Genomic DNA, 12425 nt, shown 5'->3' on the forward strand with positions numbered 1-12425 from the left:
GTCTCGATACGCATGTGTTGGGCCAGTGGTCGGCACTGTCGGGGTTTGTTATAGGCTTCCTACCCTCGAAAACAGCTGTTGTGAGGTCTACATCCGAAGTATGCTATCCCTATCGACTCCAAACGGTCAGCTACGGATTGATTTCTCGAGACGCGATTGATCAACGATTATGCCGGTTTTTGTAGGCGGTCGTGATCGGTCGAGACGACACCCGTACTCACTTTCACTATGTCATCCATCATCATCGACGAGATCTCAACGCACGAGACGACTCTCGAGTGCTCGGTCCGCAGCGCTGCCGACCTCGAGCGGTTCTTCACCGACGAATCGTTTCGGACCAGCTACGACGTTCCGATCGGGGACGTTCCCGAGGGCGTGCTCGCGATTCCCGTCCTCGCACAGGTCTGTCCGGTCGCATGGGCCAACGGAGCCGACGTCTACGTCGACGAGGTCGACGCGACGTTCGCGCGCGCGCTCGAGGACGTAAAGGAGTCGCTGTGTGACATGCACGACTTCCTCGAGGGGGGGACGCTCTACGCGCGCCGAACTATCGAACCGGAACCAGACGCGACCGCCGAGAGCGGCCTGCTGTTCACCGGCGGCGTCGACTCGACGTGCTCGTACGTCCGCCACCGCGAGGAGTCGCCGACGCTGATCAGCGTCCGCGGCTGGACGATCACCCCGGACGCCGCGGATGACGGGAAGTGGGACGCCCTCCGCGAGCGCGTCTCGGGCTTCGCCGCTGACCACGACTGCGAGACGGCGTTCGTCGAGTCGAACATGCTCTCCTTCCTCGATCATCCCATGCTGTTAGCCCACTACAAGCGCTACGTCGACGGTGGCTGGTACAGCTCCGTGGGTCACGGGCTGGGACTGCTCGGGCTCTGCGCACCGATGGCCTACGCGCGCGGAATGGAAGACCTCTACGTCGCCGCGACTCACTGGGACGGGATCGACCTCGAGTGGGGTTCTCGCCCCGACGTCGACGAGCACGTCCGATGGGCCGGGACGCGGTGTCACCACGACGCCTACGAACTCACCCGGCAGGAACGCCTCGACGTCATCGCCGACTACGTCCGCGACGAGGATCCCGAACTGCAACTCCAGACCTGTAACGACCGCATGGACGGTAACTGCGGCGAGTGTGAGAAGTGTTATCGGACAGCGATCGGCCTTCGCCTGTCCGGCCTCGAGCCGTCGAGCCACGGCTATCCGTTCTCGGACGCGGACTACCGCGACCTCCGTCGCTCCCTCGAGCGCGGCGAGTGGGTGCTCGGGCAGGACGAGCGCCACATGTGGGCCGACATCCGCGAGCGCGCGAGCGAGACCGAACCCGCGACGTCGGCCGAGCGAACCTTCTTCGAGTGGCTCGAAACCGCGGATCTGGCCGACCTGATATCGTCGTCCGGCTCGCCACTGGTCCACCGACTCCTCTGGGCCGGCGCGCGAAACGCGCCGAACAGCGTCTACAACACCGTGTACCCGGCCTGGACGACGGCGAAAGCCGGTCTTCGACTCGTCCGATCCGGTCGATAGAGCGAGGCGTTCGGTCGGTGACGCGCCCACCACGCTTTTCATCATCCTACGTGAACAATTACCACAGTAGTGAGATGACCGTCGAAATCGGCGATCTGGCCTCGATTTTGCTCGAGAACGCCCAGGACAAACTCGCCGTCGTCGACGAGGCGGGGACGTACCTCTACGTCAACGATGCGAGTCGCTCTATTCTCGGGTACGAGCCGGACCAGCTCGTCGGCGAGGACTCCCAGGAGTACATCCATCCGGACGATCGACAAACCGTCGCGGACCAGTTCCAGCAGATCAGTTCGACGGGGGAGTCGTCCGCGTCGGTCCAATATCGTCACGCGACCCGAAGCGACGAGTGGGTGTGGCTCGAGAGCCGCTTTACGGATCTGCCCGACGACACGCTCGAGGGGTACGTCGTCAGCTCGCGGGATATCTCCCGACAGGTCGCTGCGGAACGCGATCGCCGCACCGCCGAGAGTCGACTGCAGACGATCGCCGGGACGGTCGGGGACGTCCTCTGGATGTTCAGCAGCGACTGGACCGAGCTCCTGTTCGTCAACCCGGTCTACGAAGACGTCTTCGGCCAACCGGTCGAGGATCTCGAGGCGAACCCGCATGAGTTTCTCGATGTCGTCCACCCTGACGACGTTTCCCGCGTCACGGAAGCGATGGCCCGCATCTCGGACGGCGAATCGGTCGACATCGAGTATCGCGTCAATCCGGACACAGACTACAGCCGCTGGGTCTGGGTGCGTTCCGAACCGATCATCGAAGACGGCGAGGTCGACCGCATCGTCGGGTTCTCCCGAGATATCACCGATCGTCGTCGCCGGGAACGCCAGCTCGTGATCATGGACAATCTCCTTCGACACAACCTGCGAAACGATCTGTCCGTGATGCTCGGCAACGCAGAGTGCATCACGAGGGACGGCGACGAATCGTCCCGCGAACACGCGGCGACCATCCGCCGACAGGGGCAGGAACTCCTCGAGACCGCCGCCAAGCAGCGCGAGATCATCGAGTTGCTCACGGAGGGATCGGTGCCCGTCTCGATCGACCTCGTCCCAGTCGTAACCGAGGCAATCGAAACGATACGCGACCAGTATCCGAACGCGACGATCGAGACGACATCTCCGGACACCGCGACCACCCGCGCAGTAACTGAAATCGAGTTGGCCGTGGCGGAACTCCTCGAGAACGCGGTTCGACACGAACCGCACGGTAAGCCGGAACTGTCGGTAACCGTCCGCTCGAGCCCGGAAACGATCTCCGTCACGATTCGAGATAACTGTCCGCCGATCCCGGAAGTCGAGTTTCGCATTCTCACCGGTGACTGGAAGATGGACGACGTCTATCACACGTCCGGGTTGGGGCTGTGGCTCGTCTACTGGGTCGCCGACCTCTCGGACGGCAATATCGCGTTCGATCGATCCGAGACGGGAAACACTATCACGCTGACGCTACCGCGCGATCGGACGTGAGAGGAGGGTGGCGGTCGTTCGGTATCCGTTCGAGCGAACCCGGGGGTATTCGGGATCGAAGAGCGCCGGAAAAGAGCTCTGTCACGATGTATACGGCGGTAGTTACCTGCCCCTGCCGAGCCGATAGTCACTCGGAGAACGGGTCGCGACGGACCGCGGGATCACTCACTCCATGTAGCCGAGCCCCTTCAGTCGGTCCTCGACGTCGTCGAAGTCCTCGTCGACCGCGTCGTCGGTGTCGGTCCGGCTGACCGTCGTGCGGTCGACCTTTCTCGAGGCCGGGCGCGCTTCCTCGGCGAACGCATCGAACAACACCCGTCCGTCGGCGTTTTCCGGGACCGGTTCGCCGATTCCGTGGAGCAGCGTCGGCGCGACGTCGACCACGCGCGCCCCCCGAAGCGTCGCTCCGGCGTCGATCGACGGCCCGCGACACAGGACGATCCCCTCGCTGCGGTGGCTCGCGTCGTAAACCCCGGTATCGCCGATCACGTCGTCGGCGACCGTGCTTCGTGACTCGTAGGTTTCCCGACCGCTCACGACGAGGTCCGGTGACTCCTCGTCCGTCGGGAACAGATCGTCCCCGTCGAACACCTCGAGCAGCACCTCCCCGTCGGCGTCGGTCGCCGACTCCAGAGCGGCCCTGATATCGGCCTTGATCTCCGAGATCTCGCTGGGATCGACGACGCCGCTGTCGAAGCGCTCAGTGTCGTTGATGTACAGGTTGCCGGTGTCGTGGACGAACGCGACCGTGCGGTCGAAGTCGACATCGTAGAGGGCGTGATCGCCGGGAATCTGCTCGGCAACGGAGTCGACTAGCTGTCGGGGGAGCGACTGGACGAGCGCCTTTTCGGTGATCCCGACGCGATTGAGCGCACCGGTGATGGCGTCCCGGGAGATGCCGAGGCTCGCGAGCGCACCGCGGGTCCCGTCGTCTTCGCGGCGGAACAGGTAGCCCTCCCGCTCGAGGATGCGGTTGACGTAGACGAGGTCCTCGATCGGGCCGAAGCCGTGATCGGAGACGACGTAGAGGTCCGCGTCGTGGTCGTCCGTGTAGTCTATGACCTCGCCGAGTACGTCGTCGAGTTTCTTGTAGTGGGCGAGGAGCCGATCCATGTCCCAGATGAGGTGCTGGAATCGGTCGGGTGCGGTGTAGACGAAGAAGAACAGTTGCCAGTCGTCGCTGGCGCGGTCCATCTGAATCCGCATCAGTTCGCGGCGCTTTGCGAGCACGTCGTCGACGGCGACTTCGAAGTCGTCCAGTCGGTCGGCGTACTCGGGGTAATCGAGGCTGATCTCGTAGTTCGGGATCCGGGACTCGACCTCGTCCCGGAGCTCCGGTGGATGGGTGAACTCCCGGTCCGTCGAGGGCGTCATCATGCCCGTGACCATGGTGCCATCGATCTCGCTGACCGGATACGTCATCGGGACGTTCCCGACGTGGGCCGGCCCGAGTTGCTCCCAGAGGGCCGGCTGTTGGAGATCTCGACTCGTGTACATCTCGTGGCTGTATTCCGAAGAGAGGTTCTGAAAGCCGTAGATTCCGTGTTTATCCGGCCAGACACCCGTGGCGATCGACGGCCACGCGAGCGGCGTCGTCGGCGGACGGGTGCTCTCGAGCGTTCCGGACGCGCCCTCCTCGCGCATCCGGGCGAAGTTCGGGAGTTCGCCCTCGTCGCTCCACTGCTCGATGAGTCTCCACGGTACGCCGTCGAGTCCAAGCACGAACGCTCGCTCGGAGGGGGTTGTAGATCCGCTCATGATTATGTAGGGAGACGTCGAAGACGCCTATGGACAGAAATTGCCCGACGAGCGCTTTGTTATAGAGAGGTTTCACCCGGTAGCCGCCCCCATTCGATTCCGTTCGCTCCGATTAATTCTTCTGCCAGCATGTCCGCGTTCGGCGGCGCTCGAGCGGCGGCGGTAACCACGACGGTTCTCGGTCCCCGTCCCGACAAGAGATCCATAACAAAGTCATCCCGGGCGGACCGTCCCGATATGAAACGCGTTCAACAGTGGTGGATCCCGTGGGCAGCGTCGTAATTTCTCTCGACGCCGAACTCGGCTGGGGATTTCACGATCTGGCCGACCCGCCGACCGAGCGGGTCGAGGCCGGTCGCCGCGGCTGGTCGGTCATGCTCGAGTTGTTCGAGGAGTTCGATATCCCGGCGACATGGGCCGTCGTCGGTCACCTCATGCTCGACGACTGTGACGGCGTCCACGCCGACCATCCGGCCCCCAACGGCTGGTTCGACCGCGAGCGAACCGACTGGGCGGACCGCGATGACCTTCGATACGCCCCCGATCTCGTGACGGACCTCCGCCAGTCGGACGCCGACCACGAGTTCGCCAGCCACTCCTTTTCGCACGCCCTGTTCGGCCGCCCGGAGACGGATCGCGAGTTCGCCGTCGCCGAACTCGAGCGCAGCCGCGAAATCGCGGCCGACTGGAACGAGTCGATCGACTCGTTCGTCTACCCGCGCAACGATATCGGCCATCGGGAGGTGCTGGCCGAGCAGGGCGTCTCGGCGTATCGGGGACGATCACCGACGCGGGACGGCGTGCGCGGAATATTTGATTCGACGATTCGGGACCGGTCGATGCTGGTCGAACCGGCCGTCGACGAGTACGGGCTGGTCAACGTGCCGGCGTCGATGTTCCTCTTCGGGTTCGAGGGGCCGGCGCGGACGGTTGCCGAGTCGATCTGGACGGATCCGATGGTCGAACTGGCCCGTAGCGGGATCGATGAGGCGGCCCGGACCGACGGACTCTTTCACATGTGGCTCCACCCGAACAATCTGACCCACGAGCGGGACGATCGCCGCATGCGGGCGATTCTCTCTCACCTCGAGCGTCGGCGGACCGCGACCGATCTCACGGTCGAGACGATGGGCGATGTTGCCCGCCGTGTCTCGGGATCGTCGCCGGTTACGGAGCAGGCGACGGCGAGCTGGAAGTGACCGAGACGAACGGCTGAAGGGATTCGCTACTCGAGCGCGCTGGCGGGTACGACGACGATAACAAAGCCCGCAGCCGGCCCGTTCTCGGACAGATGGCACCAACGCCTCTTTTGAATCGGTTGACCGACTCGAATGCGCTCTCGCTGGGCATCCTCGGCGTCGGGAACATCGGCATGGTACACCTGAAGTCAGCAGCCGCGATGCCCGGCGTCACGGTTGTGGCGGCCGCTGACGCCGTCCCCGAGAACCGCGAGCGCGCCGAACGCGCCGGTGCGTCGCGCACGTACGACGATTACGCGACGCTGCTCAACTCCGAGGACCTGGACGCAGCGGTCGTCGCACTCCCGCCGTTCCTCCACGGCGAAGCCGTCGAACGGGCCGCCGAGGCCGGCGTCGACGTCTTCGTCGAGAAACCCCTGGCTCGGACGACCGACGAGGCCGACGAGATGCTCGAGACCGCTCGCGAAGCGGGCATCGCGATCGGCGTCGACCATACGCTGCGCTACCAGCCGGACATGGCCGGTGTCAAGGCGGCCTACGACGAGGGGAGCGTCGGTCACGTCCCCTACGCCTCGATCACCCGGCTCAACGACGGTCCGCTCGGCCGACCACCGGTCGAGAACACGCCGCCGTCGTGGCCGCTCGACGCCGACGCGGTCGGCGGGGGCTCCCTGCTCGAGCTCGGTGTCCACTGCTTCGACGTCCTCGAGTGGCTGTTCGGGGATCTCCGAGTCCGGGACGCCTCGATGGGGCAGACACTCGAGATCGACGTCGAGGACGCCGCGACCGTCCTCATGGAAGCGCCGGAGACGGGGACGACGATCACGCTCCACTGTGGCTCCTACCAGTGGGAACAGCTTCCGGAGGTCAACACCCGGCTGCGCCTCGAGGGCGTAACGGGGACGATCAGCAATCAGGACCACCTGCCCCGGAACTTCTACGCCGGCGCTGCCAAATCCGCCCTCTCGAACGTCGCCAGTCGACTCACGCGCGACGAACCGGACGTTTTCGGGCCGACGTTCTACCTGCAGGCTCACTACGACGCCCTGGCGGACTTCTGTGATGCGATCCGCGAGGACGAACAGCCGCCGGTCGACGGGGCCGACGGTCGCCGGACGCTCGCGCTCGCCGAGCGAGCCTACGAGCTGGCCGCAGAGACCGACGAAGCCGCCGACGAGATCGACGGACTCGAGACGCCCGAGGTGACCCTATGAGCGCGACGGATGACGCGACGAGCGCGACGGATAACGCGACGAGCGCGACGGATGACGCGATGAACGGGGACCCGGTCCGTGCGGCTGTCGTCGACGCCACCGGACGCCGCGGCGGGTGGGATCCAGACATCGACGCCCGCATGGCGGCGCTCGAGTCGCCCGTCCGCGACGTGCTCGAGCCCTCACTCGAGACGCTCGCCGCTGCTGACCGACTAACGCTCGTCCCCGATACCCACTACCCGTTTCACCCATCATCGGGGATGGTCACTGATCCGGCCGTGATCGGCTCGATCGTGTCCCGCCTCGAGCGGCGGACTGACGCCGATATCGCCGTCGCTGGCGCGAGCGACGAGCGGATCTCCGTCGCTCGAACCGCCGAGTATCTCGGCTACGCGAGCCTGCTCGAGCGCTTCGACGCCGAATTCGTCGATCTGGCGGACGAGTCCCGGACCGAGGACATCTGTACCGTTGACGGGAGTCCGGTCGCGCTTTCGGTGCCCGAGCGGCTCGCCGAGAGTACCGTGATCGTCGTCCCGTCGCTGCGACCAACCGAGAATGGGCCGGTCGCCGGCGCGATGCGGGCGCTCGCCGCGCTCGTCGATTCGACGGCGGATCCCGAGCGAGTTCCCGTCGCGGCGACGCGCGTCATCGAGCCCGCTGTCTCCGTCCTGGACGCGACGACCGCCTACGGCGGCGATCCCGCTGCAGGAAACGCGCTGTTCGCGGGTTCGGCTTCCGCCGTCGACGCCGTCGCGTCCTCGCTGCTCGGCCGATCGCTCGAGACCGACGCGGCGCTGAAGACGGCCCGCGGGGACGCCGGACCGGTCACCGTCGAGGGGGACGGCGTCGACTTCGAGCGGCTTCGAGAGCGGATCCCCGACGGCGAGCTTCCGCCCTCGGACGAGACCCATCCCGCCGTCTCCACCGCCTACCGCGTGTACGCGGCGGTCGCCGGCGACGCCGTCCCGCCGCAACTCGAGGGTGGTCGATGACCGCGACGACCGAGCCCCCCATTGCGGCAGTTACCGGTGCGACCGGCTTCCTCGGCTCGCGGCTCTGTGATCGCCTCCTCGAGGAGGGCTGGACGGTCCGCGGGCTCAGCCGGCCGACCTCGGATCGGGGGGACCTCGACGACGTGGAGTGGTACGTCGGCGATATCCTCGACGACGAGACGCTGCGGGACCTCGTCGACGGGGCCGACGCCGTCTTCCATCTCGCGGGAATCGGCCTCTGGAGCGCCGGTCCGGAAACCGTCCGGGAGGTCAACCGCGACGGGACCGAGCGCGTGCTCGAGGCCTGTCGGGACGGCGATGTGGGCCGCGTCGTCTTTACCAGTACTTCCGGAACGCGCCGCCCGAAGAACGGGAGCGACTTCGCGGACGAGACGGACGTGGCCGAGCCGATCGGTGCCTACCAGGCCTCGAAAGCCGAGGCGGAGGAACTGGTCGATCGGTACGCCGAAACGGACGGAGACGCCGTCACCGTCCATCCAACGTCGATCTTCGGCCCCGGCGACGGGGAGTTCACCGCGCAACTGCTCTCGATGGGCGTCGAGTTGACGATGCCCGCTTACCTCCCCGGCGGCCTGAGCATCGTCGGCGTCTCCGATGTCGTCGACGGCATTCTGGCGGCGTACGAGCACGGAACCAGCGGCGAGCACTACATCCTCGGCGGCGAGAACCTCACCTACGACCGGGCGGTCTCCAGAATCGCCGACGCGGCCGGCGGCTCACCTGCACGGATCCGCGTCCCTGCCGCGGCGATCCGGGCCGCCGGGCCGGTCGCCGAGGTCGTCGATGCCGTCGCCGACCGCCGGATGTTCCCCTTCGACCGGCAGATGGCGCAACTCGCCACCCAGCGACTGTTTTACAGCTCGCGGAAGGCCAGCGAGGAGCTGGGCTACGAGTATCAGCCGCTCGAGGCGCACGTGCCCGATGCGATGGAGTGGTACGAGGCGAAAGTGCAGTAGTTGTCGGAACTTCACCACGACCGATTGCGACCGAACCGGTAGAAGAGGGTTTTCCGCGTAGCTCAGCTCGCCGGAACGGCTGAAGGATCGAAATTTTCGGTTCCCATTTGAGATCGAAACGTGGGAGTAGATTTATTTCTCGCCCGCCCGTCGACACTAGATAGGTATGTCCGAGATCACGACGGACGAGCGCGGTCGGATTACGATCCCGAAGGCGGTTCGTGAGCGCTTCGGCGAGCGGTATCGACTCGTCGAACTGGAGGACGGTATCAAGCTCATGCCCGTTCCCGACGATCCACTCGAGTCACTGCGGAACGCGGCCAGCGACGAGTTGAAAGCTGCATCCATGGACGAACTGCGTGAGGCTGGTCTCGACGAAGGCCGAGAGCAAGCGACCGAGCATGTACGCTGATACGGATTTTTGGCTCGCGCTTCTCAAAGCCGACGACTGGCTCGCCGACCGAGCGGAATCGAAACTCGAGGAACACCGCGGTGATCTCGAGGTCTCGCTGGCGACGTTCATCGAACTATTTCTGATCGAAGAGCGGTTCGGTTTCGATCGCGAGGAAGCGACGCTGGCAATCCTCGAACTCGCAGAGACAGATGTCGATCTGGATATCGTTTTTCAGGCGTCGGCGTACATCGATGACGGACTGAACACGTTCGACGCGTTTCATGCGGCGCTCGCGAGCGATGCGATTCTTTCGAGCGATCAGGCGTTCGAGACGATCGAGCTCGACCGCGTTGCACTCGAACCTGACACCGAAGACGACAGTAGTCACTGAAACGAGTTGCACGCTGGTCGCATCGCTGTCATGCGATCAGGTGTGCAGTGACTTGCAGTGGCTACTATAGAACGACTCTTCGGCCGTCACTCGACCCGTGTCGCTCCCGCCACACGCCGTTTCTCCCTGACGTCTTTGGTCTCGATAACCTGCCCCGCGACCTCCTCGTAGACCTCGAGCATCCGATCGGCCATCCGGTCGATGCTCACCTCGCGGGCGGCCTCGCGGCCGTTCGATCGCTCGCCGGATTCGAGAATGTCGATGAGCCCCCCGACGAGTTCTTCGTCGCTCGAGGCGACACGGGAGGGCTCGACGCCGGCCAGTCGCTCCCGTACGTCGCCGACGTCGACGGCGACCACGGGGAGGTTGCAGGCCAGGGCCTCCTTCACCGAGTTGGGTGATCCCTCGCTGTGAGAGGTCAACAGGAGCGCGTCGGCGGCGTTCATATAGTCCGGAACCGCATCGTGATCGACGCCGGAGACGGTCCGGAGTCGCACGGGTCGCTCGAGGAGGTTGTCGGCCACGGTCACCACGCGCTCGGCCCGCGGATAGTTTTTCACTCCGCGCGCGGGCGAATAGGGAAAGAGTACCTCGTACGCGTCCTCATCGTCGTCCCAGCCGACCCGTGCTCTGGCCCTATCCTGGGGCTCCGGCCGAAACGTCTCGAGGTCGACGCCGTCGGGGATCACCCGACAGTCGCGGCCGAGTGCTGCGCGCATCTCCTCGGACATGACGACGACCTCGTCACAGAGTGGCGCAGACGCCCGGCTGACGGGTGCGACCGGTCCGTGGACGTCCGATCCCCACAGCGAGAGGACGACCGGCTTGCGGAGCTGTGCGAGCGCTATCGGCCCCGTCAATCCGTAGTGGGCGTGGATCAGATCGTAGCCGTTTCCCGCTTCCCGAATGATCTCCGGAACCGTCCGAATGTAATCCACCGGACTCCGGTCGGTTTCGGCGTCGATCTCACCGGCCACCGACATCGTGGTAAACGAGACGCCGCGCTCCTCGAGCGCGTCCATCTGCTGAACCATGAACGGGGCGTCGGCGTACGCAGTGAGCGTGAGAACGTCCATTTCGAGTACCCGACGAAACGGACTGGATCCGTTTTGTTATCCGCACGACCCACGCGAGTTTTCCTTCACGTACAGCTAGATGTGGGATTCGTATACGGTGGCTTCCGGTCGGCGTCCCCCGTAGCGATGGGATTACAAAGGGTCGAGATGGGGTAGTTCGCAGCGATGCGGATCCTCGTCTTGGCGAATACGCCAGCCCACGTCCATCTGTATCGACACGCCGTCGACCGCCTCGAGCGAGCGGGCCACGACGTGCTCGTGCTCACTCGTCGCTACGCCTGTACGATCGACCTACTCGACTATTTCGACATGCCGTACCGAGTGTACGGCGATCACGAAACGGAGCGGTACTCGAAACTGGGGTTCGCACGCGAGTTAGGGGGCCAGTTCCTGACGATCGCGACCGAAGCGATCCGGTTCGGTCCCGACGTGATCTTCGGCAGGGGACCCTACGCGGCCGCCGCCGGTACGCTGACGAGAACCCCAGTTGTGCTCGTCCTCGACGACGAACCCGGTGACTTCAACCACACCGTTTCCCGGCCGTTCGCCGATTGCATTCTCTCCCCGGCGGTGACGCGCCGCGATCTCGGTGACACTCACTACACCTTCGACGGCTTCAAGGAGTGTGCCTATCTCCACCCCGACGTTTTCGAGCCGAACGCCGACGTTCTGGAATACCTTGGGGTGGCTCCGGACGAACCGTATGCAATCGTCCGATTCAACGCCCTCGACGCCCTCCACGACGCCGACCTCGAGGGGTTCCGCCCCGAACAGCGACGCGACCTGATCGAGCGACTGAGCGAGGAAGCGACCGTCTTTGTCTCCGACGAGGGAGACGAGATGGACCTCCGGGACCTCCCCGCGCGGGCATACGATCTCCACCCGGCGCTGATTCACGACGCGATGGCCGAGGCCTCGCTGCTGGTCGCCGACACCGGGACGATGGTCAATGAGGCCGCACTACTCGGAACGCCGGCCTTTCGCTACCGCGGCACCGACCGTCACGAGTACGGCGAGTTCCAGGAACTCGAGCGCGCCGGCCTCGCCGAGCAGTTCGACGAGTACGACGCGGTCTGCGAGCGGTCTCTCGAGGTCCTCGCCGACGACGAGGCCGACGAGCGCTGGCAGCGGCGGCGACGGGAGTACGTCGGGGATCTCGTGAACCTCACCGATCTGCTCGTCGACGTTGCCCGCTCTCGGGGAACGGTCGACCGTCTCGACCGTTCGACGAAGCGAGCGTTGCAGCCGCGTTCGCAGACGATGTGACTCCGGGGACGAGCTGTTTCTGGTAGGAATTTACGGTGATAACTCACACCACATCTACTGCTACCGTTGAAGCATACGGAACGATGAAAGTATCGTCCGGCTCACGAAACGCTTATACCTATCTCTGGAATAGGGCCGACAACCCCGTTC

General features: G+C 64.9%; 11 protein-coding genes. 9 read left to right on the top strand and 2 right to left on the bottom strand.

Annotated elements, in window-relative coordinates:
* Positions 1–228 precede the first annotated feature (228 nt).
* The gene (locus ACEWFR_RS14490; protein ID WP_374061723.1) at positions 229–1536 is read left to right on the top strand and encodes a hypothetical protein; all 1308 of its coding nucleotides are present in this window, start codon (positions 229–231) and stop codon (positions 1534–1536) included.
* 74 nt (positions 1537–1610) lie between these two features.
* On the top strand, positions 1611–3008 hold the full coding sequence (locus ACEWFR_RS14495) for a PAS domain-containing sensor histidine kinase (protein ID WP_374061724.1): 1398 nt from the start codon (positions 1611–1613) through the stop codon (positions 3006–3008).
* A 165-nt stretch (positions 3009–3173) separates the two neighbouring features.
* Here ACEWFR_RS14495 and ACEWFR_RS14500 read toward each other — a convergent pair whose 3' ends face one another.
* Complete coding sequence (locus ACEWFR_RS14500; protein WP_374061725.1) at positions 3174–4766, bottom strand: alkaline phosphatase family protein; 1593 nt, start codon at positions 4764–4766, stop codon at positions 3174–3176.
* Positions 4767–5032: 266 nt separating this feature from the next.
* On the opposite strand from ACEWFR_RS14500, the gene ACEWFR_RS14505 reads away from it, so the two are divergent.
* The 6 genes from ACEWFR_RS14505 to ACEWFR_RS14530 all read left to right on the top strand — a co-directional run bounded on the left by ACEWFR_RS14505 (position 5033) and on the right by ACEWFR_RS14530 (position 9933).
* Complete coding sequence (locus ACEWFR_RS14505; protein ID WP_374061726.1) at positions 5033–5965, top strand: polysaccharide deacetylase family protein; 933 nt, start codon at positions 5033–5035, stop codon at positions 5963–5965.
* Between the two features lie 92 nt (positions 5966–6057).
* Positions 6058–7179, top strand: coding sequence for a Gfo/Idh/MocA family protein (locus tag ACEWFR_RS14510; protein WP_374061727.1), 1122 nt, complete (start codon positions 6058–6060; stop codon positions 7177–7179).
* Positions 7180–7238: 59 nt separating this feature from the next.
* Positions 7239–8171: a DUF362 domain-containing protein gene (locus ACEWFR_RS14515; protein ID WP_374061787.1), complete on the top strand. Its 933-nt coding sequence runs from the start codon at positions 7239–7241 to the stop codon at positions 8169–8171.
* Positions 8168–9148, top strand: coding sequence for an NAD-dependent epimerase/dehydratase family protein (locus ACEWFR_RS14520; protein WP_374061728.1), 981 nt, complete (start codon positions 8168–8170; stop codon positions 9146–9148). The genes ACEWFR_RS14515 and ACEWFR_RS14520 overlap by 4 nt, the downstream gene beginning before the upstream one ends.
* A gap of 166 nt (positions 9149–9314) precedes the next feature.
* A complete protein-coding gene (locus ACEWFR_RS14525) occupies positions 9315–9560 on the top strand; it encodes an AbrB/MazE/SpoVT family DNA-binding domain-containing protein (RefSeq protein WP_226007290.1) in 246 nt (81 codons plus the stop codon).
* Positions 9550–9933, top strand: coding sequence for a PIN domain-containing protein (locus ACEWFR_RS14530; protein ID WP_374061729.1), 384 nt, complete (start codon positions 9550–9552; stop codon positions 9931–9933). Before ACEWFR_RS14525 ends, ACEWFR_RS14530 begins: the two co-directional genes overlap by 11 nt.
* Positions 9934–10019: 86 nt before the next feature.
* Here ACEWFR_RS14530 and ACEWFR_RS14535 read toward each other — a convergent pair whose 3' ends face one another.
* Entirely contained in the window at positions 10020–11009 is a 990-nt protein-coding gene (locus ACEWFR_RS14535) for a glycosyltransferase (RefSeq protein WP_374061730.1), read from the bottom strand.
* 165 nt (positions 11010–11174) lie between these two features.
* On the opposite strand from ACEWFR_RS14535, the gene ACEWFR_RS14540 reads away from it, so the two are divergent.
* Entirely contained in the window at positions 11175–12275 is a 1101-nt protein-coding gene (locus tag ACEWFR_RS14540) for a DUF354 domain-containing protein (RefSeq protein ID WP_374061731.1), read from the top strand.
* The last annotated feature ends 150 nt before the right edge of the window (positions 12276–12425 follow it).

It is taken from the genome of Natrinema sp. H-ect4 (genome assembly GCF_041894845.1).
In the GTDB taxonomy this organism is placed as follows: Archaea; Halobacteriota; Halobacteria; order Halobacteriales; family Natrialbaceae; genus Natrinema.